Origin of the sequence: Nonomuraea sp. NEAU-A123 (assembly GCF_018603905.1) — a bacterium.
Lineage (GTDB): Bacteria > Actinomycetota > Actinomycetes > Streptosporangiales > Streptosporangiaceae > Nonomuraea.
In genome coordinates this window covers 16045-38417 of sequence record NZ_JAHFZZ010000002.1, presented here as the reverse complement: position 1 = coordinate 38417, position 22373 = coordinate 16045, and the positions used below count along the sequence as shown (strand labels likewise).

Here is a 22373-nt window from a genome sequence, read left to right as displayed (position 1 = left end):
TCTCCAGTCAGGCGGCTGTGGTGTTGGTGAGGGCGGCGGCCCATGGGGTGCGGACCGCGATGAGAGCGCGCCAGGCGCGCAGGGTCTTGGGCGTCTGGCCGGCGGCGAGCACGCCCACCAGGCGGTCGTTCTTGCGGTAGGCGACCAGGAGCTGCCGGCCCTTCAGGTCGGCGTCGAGGACGAGTGCCTCATCGTGGTCGCGGAGATGGCCGTATGCCTGCACCTTGATGTCGTACTGGTCGGACCAGAAATACGGCACCGGGGCGAACGGGCGCCGGTGGTCCGGGTCGAGCAGGTTGCGGGCGACGGCAAGACCCTGTTCGGCGGCGTTGGTGCGGTGTTCGACGCGCATCGCGGTGCCGAACAGCGGGTTGTGCCAGCAGGCCACGTCCCCGACTCCGTACACGCCGGGCGCGGCCATGCAGTACGCGTCACACACCAGTCCACCTGCGACCGTAAGGCCGCTCCTGGCCAGCCATTCCGTGTTGGGCACCGAGCCGATGGCCACCAGCACGTCGTCAGCCGGCACCACGGTCCCGTCGGCCAACCGCACCCCGGCCACCCCGCCACCGATGCGGACGATCTCGGTGACCGCAGCGCCTGTGTGGATGTGGACGCCGTGCTCATGGTGGAGACCGGTCAGGAAGCGCCCGGCCTCCTCCCCGACGGCCGGCGCCAGAGGCACCGGACCCGACTCCAGCAACGTCACCTCCACCCCGAGGGCGCGGGCGGTGGCGGCGACCTCGGCGCCGACGAACCCCGCACCGACGATCACCAGGTGCCGTCCCGGCCGCAGCCGTTCCTTCAGTCCCAGCGCGTCCGGCAAGGTGCGCAGCGTGTGCACCCCGGCTACGCCGTCGGCGTCAGGGACGCAGCGGGCGCGGACACCGGTCGCGACGATCAGGGCGTCGTAGGGCACGCAGGTGTCGTCGGCCAGCTTCACGACCTGTAGCGCGGTGTCCAGCCCGGTCGCCGGAACACCAAGCCGCAGCTCCAGTCGCAAGGCGTCGATGTCAGCCTCCGGGCGCAGGGCGAGCTGGCCCGGCGTCCACTGCCCGGCCAGCAACTGCTTGGAGAGTGGCGGCCGGTCGTAGGGGAGCTGCGGCTCATCACCGACAAGCGTGATCGCGCCCCCGTACCCCACCCGGCGCAACGCCTCCGCAGTGGCCAGCCCACCGGCCGACGCGCCGACGATCGTGATCTGGTTGACGACTCGGCTCATGATTCGGCCAGGTGGATGGCCGCGGCTGGACACACCATCGCCGACTCGCGGACCGCGTCGTGCAGCTCCGGCCCGGGTGTCTCGTCCAGCAACACCACGACGCCGTCCTCATCACGCTGGTCGAACACCTCCGGCGCGAGCAACACGCACTGACCAGCGGCAACGCACTTCGCGGCGGCAACGCTCACCTTCATCAGACCTCCTCCACAAGTGACAGTTGAATGACAATTACTCCTGAAACGACGGTAGCATAAGTGGCAGTAACCTGCCGATTGTTACCCTGTCGTGGTGGTTACCGATGCCGGACGGCACTTGCGGGCCGACGCCGGGCGCAACGCGGAGTTCCACGTCGACGTCTGGGGCATGCTGACCCTCGGCGGCGGGCTCGCGTGCCACGTGCTCGCCATCAACCGCGGCCCGAGGTGGGGCTGGAGCTCGATGACGGTGCTCAGCCTGTTCGCGGGCGGGCTCGCGCTCCTGGTGGCGTGCTTCTTCGTCGAGCGACGCGTCCGCAAACCGCTGCTGGACATGACGATGATGCGCAGGCCGGTCGTGCTCGGCGCCAACCTGACCGCATTCCTCGTCGGCGCCGGCATGTACGGGGCGTTCATCCTGGTCATCCAGTTCGTGCAGACCCCGAGCCGGTTCGGCTTCAACGCCGACGCGCTCGGCGCGGGCCTGACCCTGCTGCCCCTGACCTCCGGCACCCTCATCGCGTCCACGGCGGTGTCACTGCTCATCCGCCGCCTCGGTCCGAAGTGGCCCATGTGTATCGGCACCGTCGTCGCGGCCGCCACCTTCGCGTTCCTGCTGCTCTTCCACACCGAACACTGGCACTTCTTCGTCGCCACCGGCCTGCTCGGCCTCGGACTCGTCATCCCGGGCGAAGCAGCCCTTCTGATCGCCTCGGCCACCGTCGATTCGGTGCCAGACTTCCTGGCCCTGTGGGCCGTGGCCACGATCAGCGCCATCATGGGTAACGAGATCGGCCGCCGCCAGGATCCACGGTTGCGCGAGACCAGACTCATTCGCAAACACGGCGCGGAACGCTGGGACAAGGCCACGAACCTGCTCCGAGAACACGGCGCATGGGCGGTGTCAGTCGGACGGTTGATACCGTTCGTCCGCAGCTTCATCCCTGCGGTGGCCGACGCGGCGGTTATGTCCTATCGCATGTTCCTCGCCGCGGTGTCGGCGGGCGCGGCGGGTGTGCTCATGGTCCGGGTGTGGTCGACGATGCGGGTGTCCCCTTCCAGCGTCACCTGGACGGAGGAGCCGAGGTCGCCTGCCGACTGCGCAATGGTGAGCGTGATCTGACCGGGTTCGACGCGTCTGCGCAGGTCCCGCCCGGTGAAAGCAGTCATGTCCGCATGTACCTCGAATCGCACGGTGCGGGTCTCCCCTGCGGCGAGGTCGACGCGGGTGAAGCCGATCAGCTGCCGGACGGGCCGGGTGACGGAGGCGACCGGATCGGTGAGGTAGAGCTGGGGTACGGCGGTGCCGGCCCGAGAGCCGGTGTTGGTCACCCTCGCCTGCACGGTGACCGATCCATCGACGTCGACGACGGCCTCGTCGACGTTCACTTCATCGAGGCTGAAAGTGGTGTACGACAGGCCGTGCCCGAACGGGAACGCCGGGGTGGGATCGATGTTGCTCACGCCGTCGGTCTTGAGCGCGAGGGGCGCTGCCAGGTAGGTGCCCGGCTGACCGGCCGCGTCGCCCGGGATCTGGACCGGCAGACGTCCTGACGGGTTGATCCGCCCGGACAGGACACCGGCGATCGCCGCCGCCCCTTCCTGCCCGGGGAAGAACGCCTGCAGCGTGGCGTCCGCTTGCCGCGTGTGCCGTCCGATCGCGTAGGGGCGGCCCGACACGACGACGAGGACGGCCCGCTTCGCCGCGCCGAGGATGGCCTCCACCAGATCGTCCTGCGCTCCCGGCAGCTCCAAGGCGGCGACGTCGCAGCCTTCGCCGGAGGTCCCGTGCCCGAACATGCCCGAGCGGTCGCCGACGACGAGGATCGTCAGGTCGGCCGCCGCGGCGATGGCGACGGCGGCTTCGATCCCGCTGCGGTCGTCCACGCTGATCGGACAGCCGGTCTCGTGGCGTACGGCCGAGCTTGGGAACTCTTTCCGGATGGCGTCGAGCACCGTGGGAGCCTCGATTCCCAGGGAGATTTCGGGGTGGTGGGGCAGGACGTGGTTGGGAAAGGAGTAGCAGCCGAACAGGCAGCGGGCCTCATCGGCGGCGGGGCCGATCACGGCGATGGACTGCGGGCCGGTGAGCGGCAGGATGCCCGAGCCGTTGCTGAGCAGCACGACGGATTCCTCGGCGATGCGGCGGGCGACGTCACGGTTGCCCGGCGAGTCGAAGTCCACAGGGGCGGTGTGCCGCCCAGGGCGCCATCCGGGATCGAGCAAGCCCAATTCGATCTTCTGCGTCAGAACGCGCAGGACCGCCCGGTCGAGCAGGTCGGAGCTGATGCGACCGTCCCGCAGCATCGCCGTCAATGGCTCACCGTAGCCCGAGGTGTGGGGCAGTTCGATGTCGATCCCGGCATGCAGGGCGGCCTGGGCCGCGCCCACGATGTCGGCGGCCACCTGGTGCAGCGAGGTGAGGAACGCGATCGACCAGTAGTCGGACACCACCGTGCCCTCGAACTCCCAGGTGTCGCGCAGCAGTCCCGTGAGCAGGGTCTCGTCCGCGCCGCAGGGGACGCCGTCGATGTCGTTGTAGGCGTTCATCACCGCGCCGGCACGGCCCGCGACCACGGCTTTCTCGAAGGGCGGAAGGATCACATCGGCGAGTTCGCGTGGACCGACGGCTGCCGGAGCGTGGTTGCGTGCCGCTCGGGAAGTGGAGTAGCCGGCGAAGTGCTTGACCGTCGCGACGACGCCGGCCGACTGCAGGCCTCGCACGTAGGCCAGCCCGAGTTCGGAGACGAGGTAGGGGTCCTCACCCAGAGTCTCCTCCACCCGGCCCCACCGGTAGTCGCGCACCACATCCAGGACGGGCGCCAGGCCTTGGTGGACTCCGACGGCCGCCATGTCCGAGCCGATGGCCGTCGCCATGCACAGGACCAGCTCGGGGTCCCAGGTGGCCGCCCAGGCGAGCGGGGTCGGGTAAACCGTCGCCTGCCAGGTGGTGAACCCGGTCAGGCACTCCTCGTGCGCGATGGCGGGGATGCCGAACCGGTTCGCCGCCGCCACCTCGGCTTGCAGGGCCGCCAGGCGATCGCGGCCGGCCTCGGCGGCGATCGGCGCCGTGCCGAACACCCGGGTCAGGTGCCCAAGACCGTTGACGATGGCCTCGTGGAAGGTCTGGGCGTCGCGGAAGGTGTCCTGCATCGGGGCCACGTCCCCTGAGGTGTCGTGGCCCGGCCAGGAGCTGCCGAGCTGCGCGACCTTCTCGGCCTCGGTCATGACGTCGAGCAGGGCCTTGGCGCGGACGGACGCCGGCAGGGCGGGGTCGTTCCACAGCCCGGTCGTCGGGCGCTCGTCGCTGATCGTCAATGTCTCATCCGTTTCTTTCTGGGCGCCGGGTAGGGCGTCGTCGAACCCGCCGTGGCCAGAGCCACAGGGAGTCATTTGCCGCCTGCTCCCATCAGCCCCATGACGAGGGATCGACGGGCGAAGAGGTAGACGACGAGGATTGGGATGGCGGACATCAGCACCGCGGCCATCAGAGCCGGCACGTTGGCTTCGTACTCGGAGACGAAGTTGTACAGGCCCAGGGTCACGACCTTGGTCTCGTCCGACTGGGTCATGATCAGCGGGAACAAGAACCCGTTCCATGCCTGCAGAGCGGTGAAGACGCAGGTGGTCGCGATGCTCGAGCGCGACAGGGGGATGACCAGCTCCCGGAGTATCCGGGCGGGGTGAGCGCCGTCCAGCGCCATGGCCTCATACAGCGAGACCGAGATATCCCGCATTCCGCCGCTGAGGACCAGCACGCTCACCGGCAGCGCGAACGCTGCGGTCGGCAGCACGATCCCCCAAAGGCTGTCGTAGAGGCCGAGACCGTTGACGACGAGGAAGAGCGGAATGATAACCGCCTGCGAGGGGATCGCCAGCCCCAGCAGGAACAGCCGGAACACCCCTCTGGTCAGCCAGCCCCGCCCACGGACGACCGCATAGCTGATCGGTATGCCGAGTATCAGCACGATGGCGACTGTGAGCACCGCGACGAGGAAGGTGTTCCACAGGTAGAGCGGGAAGCCGCTCTGCACGACGGTGACGAAATTCTCGAACGTCACCGTGGAGGGAAGCGACACGGGCCCGCCGTCGGTATAGGTCGACTGCGGCTGGAGCGCGGTGTTCAGCAGCGCGTACAGCGGAACGCCGATGATCAGGAGCCAGACGACCGCCGCGAGGCCCGCGACGTAGTTCGGGCGGATCCTCACAACCCCTCCAGCGTGCTGGTCATCTTGTCGTATCCGCTGACCTTCACCAGAACGAGCGAGGTGCCGGTGGCGAGCAGGAGCAGGAAGGTCGCGATGGCACTGGCGTAGCCGTAGTCGTACGTCCGGAACGCGGTCTGGTACATCGCGAAGGGAAGGATCGCGGTGTCCGTACCCGGCCCGCCGTTGGTCAGCAGCAGGACGATGTCGAACGCCGTGAGGCCGCCGACGACCATGAAGGTGGTCGAGGTGATGATGGTGTTGCGCAGTTGCGGAAGGGTGATGTGGAAGAACTGCCGGACCCGGCCGGCGCCGTCGATCGAGGCCGCCTGGTACAGAGTGGGCGGGATGGCGCGGGCGGCGCCCTGGTAGAGCAGGGTGTGGAAGGGGATGAACTGCCAGCTGGTGACGATGATCAGGCAGGCGATCGCGCCGTTCTGGGTGCCGAGGGGGTCGGTGTCGCTGCCGAGGAGGACTGCGAGCTTCGATGGGACGCCGAAGTTCGGGTCCAGCAGTTGCCGCCACATGATGGCTGTGGCCGCTGTGGAGAGCAGCAACGGCAGGAAGAAGATCGCCGACAGGACGGCGCGGTTGCGCTGGCGGCCGGCCGACCAGACACCCAGCAGGATGCTGATCGGCGCCTGCACCGCGATGTTGCCGACCAGCAGGGCCGCCGTGACGATCGTGGATTGCACGATCTGGCTGTCCCCGGCGAATCGTGACCAGTTGTCCAGCGCTGTGAACTGCGGTGCGTTCAGGCCGTCCCAGCTGGTGAAGGACAGGTAGACGATGCCCGCCATCGGCGCGATGGCGAAGATGAGGAAGAACACCAGTCCGGGGACCGCCCAGACCACGCCGGGCCGCTCCAGGGTGGGAGCGGGCCTGGCGTGTGTCCTGCGGTTCCGGACGAGCCGCGAACTCGTTACGGGGACCACTTGGATCGTCTTCCTACTTCTTCAGCGCCGAGACCGCGGTGACGAACTGCTCTGGCGTGCTCTGCCCGTTGAACAGTTTCTGGATCTCCGTGACCAGCGGCGTGCCGAGCGTGAGGCCGAGCGCCTGGTCCCAGGACTGGGTGAAAGAGGGGGCCTTCTGCACGAGGTCGTACTGGAACGTGGCGTAGGCCGGGTCCGCTGCCTTGGCGAGCATCTTGCCGGCGTTCACCGTGACCGGCACCTCGCCCTTCTCGACCAGCCCCTGGACGTAGCTGTCGCTGTAGGTGGTCTTCAGGAACTCCTTCGCCGTCTGGGCGGGTGCGGCGGTGGTCACCGAGATGTAGTTGGTGGGGTTCCCGACGACGTTGCCGGGGTCGCCCTTGCCGCCCTCGACGGTGGGGAACGGGACGTACCCCAGATTGTTCTTCGCGAAGTCCGGGTCCGCGCCCTGCTGGACGGCATACTCCCACGACCCCATCAGGACCATCGCCGCCTTGCCCTTGGACAGCAGGGTCGAGGTGCCGCCGGCGCCGTAGCCGACGGAGCCGAAGTTCTTACCGAACGCCCCGCCGTCCACGAGTTCCTTGACCATCTGCGCGGTCTTGAGCACCGCGGGATCGTTCCACTGCGACCAGTCGCCGGCGTCGATCTTCTTGAACAGCTCGGGGCCGGCGAGGCGGTCGACGAGGTACTCGATCCACATCAGCTCGGTCCAGGAGTCGGTGCCGGCGCCCGCGAGCGCGAAGGGCGTGATGCCCTTGCCCTTGAACACCCCCACCAGACTCGTCAGGTCGCTCCAGGTCTTCGGCGGCTGCACGCCGGCGTCGGCGAAGACCTTCTTGTTGTAGAAGAGGAACACCGGCTGCGTGCCCCGGCACGGGATCCCGACCAGCTTGCCGTCGACCTTTCCGGCTTCAAGCGCGGAGGGGAGGAAGTGCGACTCCAGCTCCGCGTCGAGTTGCACCAGCTTGCCCGCCCGGACGTAGTCGTTGAGACTGCCTCCGCCCCAGCTGAAGAACATCCCGGGCATCTTCGACGAGCCCATCGCCGTCCGGAGCTTGTCCTTGTAGCCGTCCGTTGCGATCACCGACATGGTGATTTTGCCCTGGCCGGTGGAGTTGAAGGAGTCCACCGCGGTCTGCTGAACCGTGTTGGTCGGATCCTGCAGCGTCCAGAACTGGACGTCCCCCGTGGCGGCGGCTGCCGAACCGCCGGAACCACTGCTGGTTGCGGCCGACCCGCAGCCGGCCACGGTGGCCAGCAGCGTGGCGGTCGCCACGAGTGTGGCGAATGTCAGCTTTCGCGACGCTACGTTCTTCATCGGACACCTTTCGGTTCGGCAAGGTGCCCGCCGGGGTGTGCTTCACCCGACAGGCCATCGCAGCCCCATCACGCTGAGGGATACGGATCAAGAGCCGCGACCGCTAGGTGCTTCTTACGCAATGTTTGCGAAACGTGCCCCTTGCGGTGAGCCGGCTTTCGCCACGTTAAGCCGCGTGGTGAGAGCCCGGCAATAAACGAGAGGCTGCCGTTTACGAAAGACTTTCGGAAGGGCGCGCATCGAACCGCAACGTGGGCGGCGCCGCCGATCATGCTCGCCGTATCAGCGGGGTGGAGCCGTGGACATCCGCAGGACCAGTTCCGTCGCGAGTTCCATGCGCATGGTCGCGGGGGGCTTGCCCTCGGCGAGTTGCAGCAGTATTCGCGTGGCTTCGTGACCGAGTTCCTGGAACGGTTGCCGCACGGCGCTCAGCGGCGGTGAGGCCATCGCGGCCACCAGGGTGTCATCGAATGACATGACGGAAAGATCCTGTGGCACGGTCATGCCGAGCTGCCGGGCGGCTTCCAGGACGCCGAGGGCCTGCGTGTCGCTGGCGGCGAACAGGGCCGTCGGCCTGTCGCGCGGACTGAGGATCTTACGTGCGGCGACCAAGGCCTCGTCGTAGTCGAAGTCCGTTGATCGCACGATCGCCGGATCGTAGGAGATTCCGGCCTCTTCGAGTGCGGCACGGTAGCCGTGCAGGCGCGCCGCCCCGGCAACGGAACTCGAACGGCCGGCGAGCATGCCGATCCGGCGGTGTCCCAGGCCGATCAGATGCTGGACCGCCGTCGTGGCGCCGTGCCAGTTCGTCGCTCCGATGCTGGGGATGTTGGTGGACGGCGTGTGCAGAGGATCGATGAGCACCACGGGCACATGCTGGCCCAGGATGCGACGCTGATCCTGCTCGGTCAGCATGGAGATGACGATGACGAGGCCGAGTGCGCCCAGCTCCAGGCACTCCTCCAGCCACTGGGCGATCGAGCGCCCGCTGGTCGTACCGACGATCGTGTTGACCCCCATGTCGGCCGCCGACTCGACGATGCCGCGCGTCACTTCCAGGGTGTACGGACTGGACAGGTCGCGGAACACGGCCAAGATCTGCCGTGGCCGTCGCGCCTCGGCCTCCCAGGCTCGCACGTAACCGTGCCGGGTCAGCAACTCCTCGATCCGGGCCCGCGTCGCCTCGGACACGTCGCGGCGGCGGTGAACGACCTTCGAGACGGTGCCCAGTGACACGTCGGCTTCATTGGCTACAGCCGTGAGAAGTCCGTACTGTGCATCCCGGCGCGATTTGCCGCGGCCCGTCACTTCAGTGTCGACCTCCCTGTCGGCGACCGCTTTCCGGCTCGAGCGCTTCTGGTCCAGCCCGACCGCCTTAGTGCGCCGGTGAAGGTCCGATACCTTTCGTAAAAACAGTGCCCGGCCTACCCGCATACCAAGCACGGCATACGCCTGGGGTACGCCGATCAGGGTAATCGAGAGAGCCACCTGCGGCAACGCGCTCGGTCTCCGCTGCCGAAAGTCTTTCGGAGCCACGGCGACGTACTCCTGTAGCCTCCACGAGGCCGGCCCGAGCTGATCGCCATCGTCGGCGTCGAGTTCGTCCGGCGTGCGACAAGGGAGGCCCGTAGTGGCAGTGCACAGGATCCATGACGACCAACCGGCCAGCCGCTGGGAGGACGCCTTCCTCTCCGGCAACGGCGAGTACGGGATCATGGTGTTCGGCCACCCCCACCGGGAGCGGATCGTTCACAACCACCACCGCTACGTGCTCCCCAACTCCTCCGGCGGGATGCGGCCGCCGGCCGTCGCCGATCGGCTGGAGCACGTCCGCGATCTGATCCTCGCCGGAGAGCGGGAGCAGGCGCAACGCCAGTTCTCCGACGGCAGGCCGATGGCCTGGACCCAGTCGTTCCACCCCGGGCACGTGCTGCACCTGGACACGACGACCGCCGGCCGGGTGGAGCACTACCGGCGCGTCACGGACTTCACCAACGGTGAGGTGAGAGTCACCTGGTCCGACGGCGATCAGCAGTGGGTGCGGCGTGCCTTCGTCTCGCGCACCGACGCTGTCACGGTCATCGAGATCACCGCGCCGCGCCTGGATGTGGACGTGCGGCTCTCCGGGGATCTTCCCGGTCGGCCCCCGGAGGTCACCGTCACGACGTCCGCAGAGGCCATAGAGGGGGGCGAGGCATCGCTCGCCGCAGTCGGCGTCTATCCGTTGGGCCAGGGGGCGGCGGGGTTCATCGGCGTGACCAGGGTCGTCGTCACCGGTGGTCAGGTGGCCGCGAACGATGACGTGGCCTGCGTCCGTGGAGCGACCCGCATGGTGCTGCTGACCAGAATGGACCGTTCGGCTATCGTTCCCCGGGCCGACGCACTTCAGACGGCTCTGGCCGAACTGCCCGCCGACTATGACCTGCTGCTCGCGCGCCACGCCGCCGTTCACAGCGAGCTCTACGCCCGGGCCGAGCTCGACCTGTGCGTGCCGGAGAACGACCGACACCTTTCCGCGGGCGAGCTGATCGCCCGAGCCGCTACCGGCGAGCTGGACATCGCAGTGGTCGAGGCGATGTTCCACTCCGGCCGGTACCTGTTGCTCAGCTCCTGCGGTGTGCTCCCTCCACGGCTGACGGGGCTGTGGCTGGGGGCGTGGGGCGCCGCCTGGTCCGGCGACTACACCACCGACGCGAACCTCAACCTGCAGATGGCGGGGACGGTGAGCACGGGCATGCCAGAGCTCATGGCCGGCTACACCGCCTTGATCGGCGGTCAGATCGACGACTGGCGCGCCAATGCCCGCGCCATCTACGGCGCGCGCGGGGTGCTCGCGCCCAGCCGGACCGATGGGGAACACGGGCTGCTGTTCCACCTCGACGACGAGTGGCCTTGGCCGATGTGGCTGGCAGGCGCCGACTGGCTGCTGTTCCCGCTGTACGAGTACTGGCAGATGACCGGGAACGACGACTTCCTCGCCGGGACGCTCGCCCCGTGGCTCATCGAGGTCGCCACCTTCTTCGAGGACGTTCTCACCCGCGAGGACGGCGACGGGCACGTCGTCATCGTCCCGTCCTACTCCCCCGAAGTAGGCCCGCGGGACGGGCGGGGCGTAGCCGGGGTGAACGCCACCATGGACATCGCCGCGGCCCGGCACGCGCTGATCACCTCCGCCGACGCCTGCTCGCGCCTGGACATCGAGCACGCCGCCACCCGCCGCTGGCGGGCACTGGCCGAACGGCTGCCGCCTTACCGCGTCGACGACGGCGGAGCGCTCGCCGAATGGGCGTGGCCGGGGCTGGAGACCTCCGGCGACCATCGGCACGTCAGCCACCTCTACCCGGTGTGGCCCTTGCACGACATCACCCCAGACGACACCCCCGACCTGGCAGCGGCGGCCCACCGCGCCCTGCTGCGCCGCGGCGACGAGAACTTCTCCGCGCACGGCAGCCTGCACCGGGCCTTGTGCGCGGCACGGCTGAAAGACGGTGAGACGGCCAAGGCGAACCTGCTGAAGATCCTTGGACGCAACATGGTCTTCCGCTCGCTGATGACCTCGCACAACCCGGATCTGGAGGTCTACAACGCGGACGCGGCGCACTGCCTGCCCGCCGTCATCGTCGAGATGCTGGTGGACTCCCGGCCGGGAATCGTGGAACTGCTCCCCGCTCTGCCTCCGGAGTGGAACAGGGGCAGCCTGCGAGGCGTCGCCACGCGCGCCGGCGTGGCCCTCGACGAGCTCAGGTGGGACCTGCGGGACGGGACGGTCCGCGCTGTTCTCACCTCCGTACAGGAGCAGTCCATCACTCTCGTGTGCCGCAGCGCCCAGGCGGCCGCCGACCGGAGGCAGGTCCTCCATCTTCCGCCTCGCACCCCCGTCACCATCACCATCCGGGCCAGCCAAGGCGGATCCGCGCAGGGCTGAACGGTAGGCGACCTGCGCTCTGCTGGCGGTTTCGCGCAGCGGCACGGCGAGCGCGTCCGGGACGACGCAGTATTCGGCGGCGGTGCCGAACGGCCAATAGGACTGGGCACTGTAGCACCACACCTTCTCCCCCACCCGCTGCTGCTCGACGTGGCGTCGCGGGTTGCCGCCGGCTCGCCAAAGCCGCAGGCTGTATGAGGGACAGGGCACCGTGGCCGGGGCGAATGGACGCGGGAACGCGTCTACGAGACGATGCCGCGGCTCGCCGAGCGCCGGGATCACCTGGCCGCGCAACTGCCCGGCGGCGAACGGCAGATGTTCGCCATTGGCAGAGCCCTCCTCCGGACCCCGGCTGCTGCTCTCCCCGGTGTCCGGAGGAAGGGCCGTGCTCCTCGTCGAGCTGAACCTGCGCCTCGCCCTGACGTCTGTGCCGAAGTCTCCACCTTGGCCGGCCTGGCTCGTCGGCTAGCCCCAGAATGCCTGGGCCTGCCTGCCGAGCGACTGCTGGCCTGCCGTATTGGCGTGGCAGCCGTCGGCGACCTCGTTGCTCCTGAGACGGAACGACCCAGGGTAGGTCACGTTCTGCGTGGTGTCGGCAGCCGCCTGCCTGGCAAGACTGTCGGTCAGCTGCGGACCGTTGGGGCCCGCCAGGAAACACGTCTGGCCGGGATCGTAGAGCGGCTGACCGGTAACGAAAATCTTGACGCCGGAGGCCGCGTGCAGGCGCGCGTTGGCGATGAGCCGCTTCACCTCGTCATAGGTCGCCCCGTTGGTGAACACGCAGATCTGCACCCACACGGCCGTCGGCCTGCCGAACCTGCTCACCTGCTGGTCGAACTTCTGCCACGCGCTGGACTGGGGATCGGTCCACGCCTGGACGACCAAGCCGCCCGTTCCGTACGGACCCCACATGCGTCTGCCGCCGACCGCCACATACCCCTGGGCGACGTTCTCCGCCATCGAGCAGCCGATGAAGCCCATTGAGTTCGGTTGCTGAGGGTCGGTCGGGGTGACCGTCGGCGTTGGCTCGCCCGTACCGCCGGCGCACGTGACGCCGTTGAGCGCGAAGGTGGACGGTACCGGGTTACTGCTGTTGTTCCACGAGCCGTTGAACCCCAAGCTCGTATTGCCGTCGGTCGCGAGGTTGCCGTTCCACGCGGCATTGCGAGCGGTCACCTGCGGACCGCTCTGGGAAACCGTGGCACCCCATGCCTGAGTCACCTGCTGCCCGGCACCGAACGACCAGGTCAGCGTCCATCCGGTGACTGGATCGCCCAGGTTCGTCAGGCTCACGCCTGCGGTGAAACCCCCCGTCCACTCGGAGGCCACCGAGTAGGTGACCCGGCAACCGATCGCGGCATGCGCGGTCGTCAGAACCCCGCTGACCGCAGCGGTCGCCGCTACCAGAACGACGCTTGCGACGAAGAGACGTAACCGAGATAGGCGCATTGCTTCTCCCTCAACTGCGTTCTTCCGTGGTGGGCTTGCGATCACAGGTCGACTTCCACAGCGACGGCGCCGGAGCATTCAGATACGTCTGGGCGACGAAGTCCCCTTCCGGATGTCTGGAGTACGGATTCGCCGGGCCGTGGCCCAGCGCGAGCGCGGGCCTTTCGGCTACATGGTCGAACGGGCACTGTCGCTCGACGGGTCGCGGTGCTGGGGGCAACGGCGAGCCTGCCCTTCATCGAAGCCATCGCTGCCTCCATCGACGACTGTCGTCCGCAGAGGACCGTAAGACATTTGCGCGACGGTGGTCAATGTCTCTGTCAAATGTGCGGAAGTTTTGGCTGGTGGTGGCCCTATCGCGGAACTGTGGTCATGAAAGTTCCACTGTTTCGCCCACGTCTGCGGCCGGCCGTCTCATCTGAACGCCGGCGTGGCGCGCCATCCACGGCGAACAGTTCGAACGGCATCACACGCGTCTTCCCGGTGGCGGGCCACTTGGTGATCGAGTGGCCCGCCACCGCAATACAATCCGCACATGCGCTCTGACCTCGCCCGCAGTTGCACAGCCGGTCGCCGCCAACGGCATGTCTGAGCCTCGAGACGAAACGACGCCGACAGGTCCGTTCGACAACGCCTCCGAGGAAAAGTTCGTCCTGTCCCGCCGGTACGCCGCGGGCACGGGCGGTGTTCGGGGACTGTTGATCACGGTTCTCGGTGACTATGTGCGTCCGGCGGGGCGACCGGCGCCTACCTCGGCCTTCGTCGACGCGCTGGGCCGCTTTGGCGTCAAGGAGGAAGCCTGCAGGCAGGCCCTGGCGCGCGCCTCCGCGGACGGCTGGCTCACTCCCGAACGTGAAGGGCGATACACGTGGTGGCACCTCAGCCCGGCGTTCGCGCAGTTCCTCAACCTTGGTGCTGAACGGATCTTCGGCTTCACCGCGGCTCAGCCGGAGTGGGACGGCCGGTGGCTGGTGGTGCTGGCACGAGCCGCGGAAACGAATCGGGCCGGACGCCACCTGCTGCGCACGCGACTGCGGTGGGCGGGCTTCGGTAACCCGGCGCCGGGAGTGTGGGTCAGCACGCACACCGACCGGGTCGGCGAGGCCGAGTTCGTACTGGACGAAGCCGGGGTTCGCGCAGAAGCGCAGGTCTTCCTGTCCGAATACCTCGCCGGCGGTGAAGTGTCGACCCTCGTCCGCCAAGCTTGGGACCTTGACGATGTTGCGCGGCAGTATGAGGTGTTCCTCGCTGAGTTCAGGCGGCCGCCTTCCAGCGATCTGTTGGTCAGGCACACACAACTCGTGCACTCCTGGCGCCGTCTTGCGCTGATCGATCCCGCGCTGCCTGCCGAACTGCTGCCGTCCGGGTGGACCGGCGCTCGCGCCGCGAAGCTCTTCCATCGGCAACATGCGAGGTGGGAGCCGGAAGCGATGCGCGAGTGGGAACGCATCAGCAGACCGTCGGGATAGACCTCAGTTCGCCGGCGGCCAACGCCCGCCCAGGCCGCCCACGCGCCATGGGCCTCAGGCGAAGGCCAACTGCCTCCAGTTCTTGACCTCGTCGGCTGCCAGCTTCTTGGCGAAGATCGCCGCGCGGTCCACCGCGCCGGTCAGCCGCTGGCCGCCGCCCTGATCGGCGGCGAAGCGCAGAGACCTTGAGGCGCAGCCGGTGATACCGTCGGGGGTCGCCTGGCCGCTGGCCTTCTGCTCGCCGTCCACGTAGACGGTGATGGCCCCGCTGCGGTCCAGGGTGACCACCAGGTCGATCCAGCGCCCGGTGGGCAGGGTGGTGTTCAGGCCGACGTTCGCGCCGGCACCGATGAAGCGCAAGGTGTTCGACGGGGTCACGTCGACGAGCACGCCGTCGGTGCCAGGATTGCCGGATGGCTGTGAGTCGAACAGCCGGCGGTAGCCGCTTCCAGCGATCTTTACCTCGGCGGCGAAGGTGGCCTCGGGCAGGAAACCGAGAGCGGTGTTCCCGGTGACCAGGTAAGTCTTTCCGTCGAGTACCAGCCCGCTGCCGGTGGGCGCGGTGGAGTCGTAGGTGGCGCTCCCGCCGGTGACGGTGGCGTCGAGTCCGTTGCCCGAGGAGTCGGTGACCGTGCCGCCCTGCTCGGGGTTCCAGGCGACCAGGACCGAGCCTGGCTCGGGAGAGGCGCATGGGGTCAGGGTGAGCGCGGCCGTGGCTGAGCCTTTCCAGGAATTCCCGACGGCCGTCGCGACGATCTGGGCGTACCGCGATCCGTCCGCCGCCGCTGGGGTGACGGTGAACGTCGCGGTCCGGGACCCACCGGGAGACGAGGCGGGCAGCAGGACCGACTTCGGATCGGCTGCCCACCCCTTGGGGAGAGTGAGCGTGACCTCGGAGGCGGGCACCGCGCGCTTGCGCGTGGCCGTCACGGTGACCTCGGCCGTGAACGGCGTGCTCGGCAGGACGGCGGAGGGAACCTTCAGGGCCACGGCGGCCTCGTTGTGGATCGTGTACGTCTTGCCCGCGCGCGCGTTCCAGCTGAGGACGTCGCCGTCGCGGTGCGGGCCGACCTCGTGGCCCTGCTCGTCGTAGACCCGGTAGCGGCCGGCGATGAAGGAGGACCTGACCTTGATCGCCCCGGTCTTGCCGGGACGTACGGTGATCGTGTCGGGGGCGCCGTTCTTCCAGGTGGCGTCGACGGTGACGTTGCCGCGGGCGCGCAGTCCGGACACCGAGCCGTTCTTCCACGTGCTGGGCAGGGCGGGCAGCACGTGGACCACGTCGTGCTGGCTCTGCACCAGCATCTCGGCGATGCCGGCGGTGGCGCCGAAGTTGCCGTCGATCTGGAACGGCGGGTGGGTGTCCCACAGGTTGTCCAGCGTGGAGGCCTTGAGCTGCTCGCCGAGCATCTTGTGGGCGTGGTCCCCGTCCAGCAACCGCGCCCAGAAGTTGATCTTCCATGCCTTCGACCAGCCGGTGCCGCCGTCGCCGCGCGCGGTCAGCGAGACCTTCGCCGCCTCCGCCTCGGGAGTGCCAGGCGTGATCTGGTTGCCTGGGTGCAGGGCGTACAGGTGGGAGGCGTGCCGATGGTCGTCGGTCTTGGAGTCCCAGTCCTGTTTCCATTCCTGGAGCTGGCCCCAGGAGCCGATGCGCAGACCCGGGTCGAGCTTGGCCAGCGCCGCGCTCACCTCGGCCTGGAACGCCTCGTCCACGCCGAGCTTCTGCGCCGCGGCCAGCCCGTTGGTGAAGACCTCGCGCACGATCTGCTGAGACATCGACGCGCCTGCGGAGAAGTCGCCGTGCTCGGGGGAATAGCTGGGGGATACGACGAGCTTGCCGTCACGCGGGTCGGTGTGCAGGAAGTCCAGCCAGAACTCCGCCGCTCCCTTGATCGCCGGGTACGCGGTCGCGCGCAGATAGTCCTCATCGCCCGTGAAGCGGTAGGTGTCATAGAGGTGCTGGGTGGTCCAGGCCGCAGCCTCGGGGAACCAGAACGAGCTGCCGTAGTTGTGCAGGCCGGTGAAGCCGAACGGATTGGTCTCGTTGTTCACCACCCAGCCGCGGGCGCCGTAGATCTCCTGCGCCGTCTTGCGGCCCGGGGCGATCAGGGAGGCGATGTAACGGTCATAGGGCTTGGTGCTCTCGTGCAGGTTGGTCTGCTCGGCCAGCCAGTAGTTCATCTGCAGGTTGATGTTGACGTGGTAGTCGGCCGACCAAGGCGGGCTGGTGGAGTTGTTCCACACGCCCTGCAAGTTCGCCGGCAGGATGTCGTTCTCGCGAGAGGAGGAGATCAGCAGATAGCGGCCATAGGCGAAGAACAGCGCCTCCAGTGCCCGATCGTCGGCCGAGATCCCGCCTGTATAGTTCCTGCGCAGCTCGTCGGTGGGGATCTTGGGCGTGGACTGGCCGAGGTCCAGCCTCACCCGGTCGAACAGCTTGCGGTAGTCGGCGATGTGCGCGGCCTTGAGCTCGTCGTAGCCCTTCGCCGCGGCCTCGTCCACCGCCTTGGTGACCCTGGCGTGTGGGTCGTTGCCGCGATAGGCCGGGTAAGCGTCGCCATAGTCGGTGCCGGCCGACAGTACGAACAACGCGCTGTCGGCGCCGGTGACAGTGATCTTGTCGCCCGCGTCAGTACGGGTGCCGCCCTGGGTGATCACCTGCACCTGGGCTTCGAACGTCATCTTGTTGCTGGACAGCGCGCCGCGGATGGTGAGCCGGCCGCCGGCAGCGGTGACGGTCTTGTCGTCGCGGGGGGAGGCGTGGCGGAGCGTGAACGAGACCTTGCCGCCCTGGTCGGCCGAGAGGCGGCCGACGATCACGTTGCCCGGGTTGCTGGCGAAGTACTCGCGCGAGTAGGTGACACCGTCGGCGGTGTAACCGACGCGGGCCACGGCCTCGCGCAGGCTCAGTTCGCGGCGATAGCCGGTGGGGTTCTGGGGTGCGCCGGGAATGTCCAGGTACAGGTCGCCGAAGGTCTGGTAGGCGCCGAAACCGGTCTTGGGCTGGCCGAGCTTGGCCGCCACGGCATTGGTCGACATCTTGCCGTCGCGGTCGATCTGCTGCTGGACCTCCGCCATCGCGTTCGGCCGTGGAGTCGTCCAGTTGCCGAAGTCGTAACCGCTGTGACCGGGGCCGCCGGTCCACAGGGTCTTGTCGTTGAATTGGATCTGCTCCGTGGCCACGCCACCGAACACCATGGCGCCGAGGGGGCCATTGCCGATGGGCAAGGCTTGGGTTTCCCAGTCCGTGGCCGGTTTGTCGTACCACAGCGTTAGGTCATCGGGGGCTCGCCCGGCGTTCGTCGAGGCGTCGAGCTCGGCGTGCACCTGTACCGGCAATGCGCCGAGCCCTAAGGTGAGCGAGAACGCGGCGAGCAGGCCGATGCCGGGATGCCTGCGTTGGGGCTGGAGCACGGATTCCTCCGATCAATGAGCGATCGTATAAGGAGATAGCACCGAAACCAGGACGCAGCAAGGGCGGCGGGAGTGTGATCTGCCGGGACCGTTGGGAAGCACTACGACTTCATCTCGGGATGCGCTCGCTTCGCGATGGCCCCAGTAATCCGATGTATGCCGGATCCGCGGCTGGCTGGCGTGCAGTGCGCAACGCGCGCCAAGTGGGGGCGAACGGCCTCGGACCGCGCCGACGAACCGCTCGTCCCTGGGTTAGCGGAACAAGCCGACCGTGCGACTGCCGAGGCGTTTCGGGGCGGTGGCGGGGCTGCCGCTGATGGCCTCGAAGGGCAGGGAGGTGGTGGGTGCGGAGGCTCGTTGGATCAGGCACGACGTGCCGGCCTGCGCGGGGATCGTGAACGTGGCGGCGGTCTGGCCGGTGAGCACGGCGTTGCCGGCGCCATCGATGACTGTCACGTTCTGGCCTGCCCACGGGTTGCGGACGGTGATGTTGCCGGTGGCTCCGGCCTCGACGGCCACGGTGACCAGGTTCCCGTCGCGGATCTGGATGTGGGCCTTGCCCTTGTGCCGGATGTGCACGGTGCCGTCGACGCTCCAGGAACTGGGCCAGCCGGGGGCGATCCGCAGCGTGCCGTCGTAGTGCTGCACGAGGGCTTCGCTGACCGCGGCTGCGTTGACGCCCTGCTGCTCGAGGTACGGCGACTGTCCGGTGCCGTTGAGGGCGGCCAGGCCGCTGGGGTAGATCTGGTACTTGTTGATGTTGGCGGTCATCGCGTTGCGTACTTCGTCGCGTAGGCCGAGCCGGGCGGCTTGCAGCGCGTCGTTGCTCCAGTCGTTCGCGGTGACGTAGGGGCGGCGGTTGTAGGTGCGCTTGGCCAGGTCGGACTGGGTGCCGGTGTCGCCGATGAGGTTGTACGGCCAGACCGACTCGAGCCCGATGTTCTCGACGTTGTGCTTGGCGGCGGTCGGCTGGCCGGAAACGGCGATCACGTTGTTGCCGGCGGCGTCGGAGGACGGGCCGAGCACCTGGGTCTGGGTTGCGGCGTCCGTCCTGGGCAGTGGCCGGATCTTCGGGATCGCGGCGTTGAGCCGGCTGACCAGGTCGGCGTCGACGCCGAGGGTCTGCGCCGCCGATACCACCACCGGGAACAACGCCTGCATGGCCGTCACATCGGTGGTCGGGTCGTCGACGGCCCACTGAGTCTCGTGCGCGTTTCCTCTGGTGTGCAACAGCCCGTCCGAGCCGGTCGTGGCGTGCGACAACAGGAACCGCGCCGAGTCCCGCATCAGCGGGTAGTGCGCGGACAGGAACGATCGGTCGTCGATCATCAGGTAGGTCTGCCAGATCCACAGGCCGATCTCGGGGCCGGTGGTGACGACCTGGGAGTTGTACGACGGGGTGATGCGCGAGTCGCAGGAGGCGTTGCCCTGCTCCCAGCCGGGTGCGTAGTACCCGTTTCCGTTGAACCGCATGGTCTCCGGTACGCAGATGCCCTCGTGGCCCGGGTAGTGGGTCGTGGTCCAGGCGGCGATGGTGCTGTGGTTGGTGCGATACAGGTTGAACACGGGTGTGTTGAGCGCGAAGGCGCCGGCCGACAGGTTGGCCTGGACGAACATGCGCAGGTTCCAGAACCAGTAGCCGGCCGGGTACCAGGGCTGGGTGTCCTGGGCGAAGCTGAACAGGTTGGCCAGGCCGGCCTGGGTGCCGGGGATGGTGTCGCGGTTGCTGGCCGCGAAGTTGTACAGATACAGCGTGCGCAGGTTCTCGAAGTACTCGCCGGACCCGTCCGCGGAGCTGATCTTGATGAGGTCGACCGAGCCCCAGTAGGTGTGCCACCAGGCTTGGTGGCCTGCGGCCAGGTCGGCGGCGGGGCGGGTGAGGTCGCTGCCGAGCAGGCCCGCCGCAGTGGTGAGGGCGTTGCCGCCGGTCCAGCGGGGAGACACCGCTATGACCCGGAACGAGCCGTCGGTGTTGGGCTGGAAGCTGACCTGGCCGGTCCGGGAGTCGGCAGTGGAGGCGCGGACGTTGCGCCCGCTCGCGCTGATGCCGGTCATGGTGCCGAAGGTCTGGCCGGAGCCGCCTAAGGTGCCGGTGTCGGTCCAGGTCTCCGACAGCGTGGCCACCGATCCGGACGCCTGGGCGCTGGGGTTGCGGCCGTCCCACAGCCGCACCTGCGCGGTCTGGCTGCTGCTGGGGTCGGCGCCGGTCACGTCCACCACGAGCTGGGCGGCCTCGGCTCGTACGTACGCGGTCATGGTCATGCCGCCGCCGGAGGCGCGCAGCGTGCCGTCGTACAGGTCGAGGTCGGCGCGGTAGTCGGCGGCCGCGGTGAGCCGGTTCAGGCCGGGGATGACGATCTGGCCAGGAGATTTGCGGGCGGGGAAGGTGTCGTTGCGGTTCAGTTGGGCGGTGAAGCCGTTGGCGGACCACGCCGCCGCGCCGAGGGTGCCGTTGCCGAGCGGTACGAACTCGGTGGCGTTGGTGTTCGGCCGGTTGAGCACGAGGTTCGACCGGCGTACGACGTTGGGCGTGTCCACGACGAACCGGCCTGCCTGCCACGCCGTCGTGGTGGAGGCGGCGGACAGAGACGAGGTGGCCGGGATGGCGCCGGCGGTGGCCTGTGCCGGCACGGCGGCGATGATGCCGACGGCGGCGACCACCGCGGTCGTGAGCCAGACTCGAGCGCGTGTGAATGACACGGGGTCCTCCGAGGGCGTGAGGGCGGCGCTGCGGTCCGGGGCTCCGCGCCGCCCTGGGAGCAGGCGCTAGCAGGTGGAGTTGGTCTGGGTGAGCAGGCCGAGCCGCCAGGGCAGGAGGTTGTAGGGGTCGGTGGCGGCTGGATCCTTGCCCTGGTAGAGGTAGCGGATGTTGCACGGGCTGATGGTCAGCGTCTGGTCGATGCCGCTGCGGATCATCTCGCCGTGGCTGATGTCCCGGGTCCAGGCCGTGCCGCTGAAGGTGACGTTGCCGGCGCCGGCGAAGGGGGTGGCCTCGGTGTTCGCGAGTGCCTGCCAGGGGCCGGTGATCGCCGGTGCGGTCCAGGAACGGAAGTAGCGGGTGCCGCCCGAGCCGATCGCCTCGATCACCAGCAGGTAGCTGGTGCTGCCGGAGACCTTGTACACGTTGGCCGCTTCCCAGAGCGGGTACCTGGCGGCGTCCTGCATGGCGATGACGGTGTTGGTGAAGCCGTTCGGGAAGTTCGCCACGGTCGTCTCCGACCGGTACAGGTGGCCGTTGTCGTCGGAGGAGAACAGGTAGCACGTGGCGCTGTCACAGATCACCCAGAAGTCCACCCAGTAGCCGTTGCCGATGTTGTCCCGGATGATCTGCGGCATGCCGCCTGCGTAGAAGCGCTGCGGGGCGCTCCAGGAGCCAGGGTTGCTGATATCGGTGGTGGTGGAGTACGCCGCGTTGTCCCCGACCTGATACACGAGGTACCAGCGTTGCTGGGGCGCGAAGTAGAACACCTGCGGTGCCGCCTTGTAACCGGTGCCGATCGCCGTCTGGTCCAGGTAGTGGTGCTGCGCGGCCCCCGCCTGCGCCCAGTCGGTGAAGTTCAGGTACACCATGCTGTAGGAGCCGTTGGCGTTCGTGGTGCTGGCGAACACATGCCATCGGCCGTCGTGGTACACCACCGACGGGTCCTTGACGGCGCGGATGTCGTGGGTGGCGTCGGACTTCGGCGCGATCAGCGCACCGCTGGAGCTCCACCGGAAGCTGCTGGGCAGGTTGCCCGTAGGCGGGTCGGTGGCTTCGACGTCGAGGTAGTCGATGTTGGGCAAACCGCCGGAGGTCGTGGGGTCCAGGCGGATGGTGTTGGCGCCGGCGTTGAGCGTGACGGTCACGGTCTTGGTGATCCAGGTGGACCACGCACCCGTTCCTTCGAAGGACGGAGTCTGCACGGTGGAGCCGTTGACGATCAGGTTGGCCGGCCGGGCCGTGGTGGTGCCGTTGGCGAACCGGATTCCCAGGGTCGCCGTGCCGGCGGCGGAGACGTTGACGGTGAACTGGCCGTAGGCGCCGACCGCGCCGTTGCCGTTGCAGAATCCGCTGCCGGAGTAGCCGGTCCAGTTGGAGTCGATGGTGCCGGTGCAGACCGCGGGAGAGGTCTCCGCCTCGTAGCGTGCCGGTGCGGCGTAGGCGGCGGTGTCCGGCAGCGCGACGAGGAGGCCGGTCAGCAGGCTTGCGGATGCGATGAGGGGTTTCATGCGCATGGTGCGTCTCCATCGTTGATGGGG

The 22373-nt window shown here is 68.3% G+C and carries 13 protein-coding genes and 1 pseudogene; 3 read left to right on the top strand and 11 right to left on the bottom strand.

Annotation, left to right across the window (positions count from 1 at the left end; genetic code table 11):
- Positions 1-7: 7 nt before the first annotated feature.
- Positions 8-1222, bottom strand: a complete 1215-nt coding sequence (locus KLK06_RS04155) for an NAD(P)/FAD-dependent oxidoreductase (RefSeq protein WP_214633975.1) — start codon at positions 1220-1222, stop codon at positions 8-10.
- Positions 1219-1416, bottom strand: coding sequence for a ferredoxin (locus tag KLK06_RS04150; protein WP_214633974.1), 198 nt, complete (start codon positions 1414-1416; stop codon positions 1219-1221). The genes KLK06_RS04155 and KLK06_RS04150 overlap by 4 nt, the downstream gene beginning before the upstream one ends.
- A 169-nt stretch (positions 1417-1585) precedes the next feature.
- On the opposite strand from KLK06_RS04150, the pseudogene KLK06_RS62185 reads away from it, so the two are divergent.
- Positions 1586-2380 (top strand): annotated as a pseudogene (locus KLK06_RS62185) (VTT domain-containing protein); the annotation flags it as partial.
- A gap of 8 nt (positions 2381-2388) precedes the next feature.
- Here KLK06_RS62185 and KLK06_RS04145 read toward each other — a convergent pair.
- From KLK06_RS04145 to KLK06_RS04125, 5 genes are all read right to left on the bottom strand, one after another.
- The gene (locus KLK06_RS04145; RefSeq protein ID WP_250904912.1) at positions 2389-4734 is read right to left on the bottom strand and encodes a glycoside hydrolase family 3 N-terminal domain-containing protein; all 2346 of its coding nucleotides are present in this window, start codon (positions 4732-4734) and stop codon (positions 2389-2391) included.
- A gap of 71 nt (positions 4735-4805) precedes the next feature.
- Positions 4806-5624 carry a carbohydrate ABC transporter permease gene (locus KLK06_RS04140; protein WP_308168094.1) on the bottom strand — a complete coding sequence of 273 codons (819 nt, stop codon included), beginning with the start codon at positions 5622-5624 and terminating at the stop codon, positions 4806-4808.
- A complete protein-coding gene (locus KLK06_RS04135; RefSeq protein WP_308168093.1) occupies positions 5621-6556 on the bottom strand; it encodes a sugar ABC transporter permease in 936 nt (311 codons plus the stop codon). The genes KLK06_RS04140 and KLK06_RS04135 overlap by 4 nt, the downstream gene beginning before the upstream one ends.
- A 13-nt stretch (positions 6557-6569) precedes the next feature.
- Entirely contained in the window at positions 6570-7877 is a 1308-nt protein-coding gene (locus tag KLK06_RS04130) for an ABC transporter substrate-binding protein (protein ID WP_214633972.1), read from the bottom strand.
- Between the two features lie 282 nt (positions 7878-8159).
- A complete protein-coding gene (locus KLK06_RS04125) occupies positions 8160-9413 on the bottom strand; it encodes a LacI family DNA-binding transcriptional regulator (RefSeq protein WP_214633971.1) in 1254 nt (417 codons plus the stop codon).
- A 94-nt stretch (positions 9414-9507) separates the two neighbouring features.
- Here KLK06_RS04125 and KLK06_RS04120 point away from each other — a divergent pair, with 94 nt between their 5' ends.
- Positions 9508-11802 carry a glycoside hydrolase N-terminal domain-containing protein gene (locus tag KLK06_RS04120; protein WP_214633970.1) on the top strand — a complete coding sequence of 765 codons (2295 nt, stop codon included), beginning with the start codon at positions 9508-9510 and terminating at the stop codon, positions 11800-11802.
- A 465-nt stretch (positions 11803-12267) separates the two neighbouring features.
- Here the strand turns inward: KLK06_RS04120 and KLK06_RS04115 are convergent, their stop codons facing one another.
- Positions 12268-13251, bottom strand: a complete 984-nt coding sequence (locus tag KLK06_RS04115; RefSeq protein WP_214633969.1) for a cellulose-binding domain-containing protein — start codon at positions 13249-13251, stop codon at positions 12268-12270.
- 506 nt (positions 13252-13757) lie between these two features.
- On the opposite strand from KLK06_RS04115, the gene KLK06_RS04110 reads away from it, so the two are divergent.
- Positions 13758-14720, top strand: a complete 963-nt coding sequence (locus tag KLK06_RS04110; protein ID WP_214633968.1) for a PaaX family transcriptional regulator C-terminal domain-containing protein — start codon at positions 13758-13760, stop codon at positions 14718-14720.
- A 54-nt stretch (positions 14721-14774) separates the two neighbouring features.
- On the opposite strand, the gene KLK06_RS04105 is transcribed toward KLK06_RS04110, so the two are convergent.
- The 3 genes from KLK06_RS04105 to KLK06_RS04095 all read right to left on the bottom strand — a co-directional run bounded on the left by KLK06_RS04105 (position 14775) and on the right by KLK06_RS04095 (position 22349).
- On the bottom strand, positions 14775-18134 hold the full coding sequence (locus KLK06_RS04105; protein WP_308168092.1) for a glycoside hydrolase N-terminal domain-containing protein: 3360 nt from the start codon (positions 18132-18134) through the stop codon (positions 14775-14777).
- A gap of 252 nt (positions 18135-18386) precedes the next feature.
- Positions 18387-20834: a hypothetical protein gene (locus KLK06_RS04100; RefSeq protein ID WP_214633967.1), complete on the bottom strand. Its 2448-nt coding sequence runs from the start codon at positions 20832-20834 to the stop codon at positions 18387-18389.
- 66 nt (positions 20835-20900) lie between these two features.
- The gene (locus KLK06_RS04095; protein WP_214633966.1) at positions 20901-22349 is read right to left on the bottom strand and encodes a non-reducing end alpha-L-arabinofuranosidase family hydrolase; all 1449 of its coding nucleotides are present in this window, start codon (positions 22347-22349) and stop codon (positions 20901-20903) included.
- Between the last annotated feature and the right edge of the window lie 24 nt (positions 22350-22373).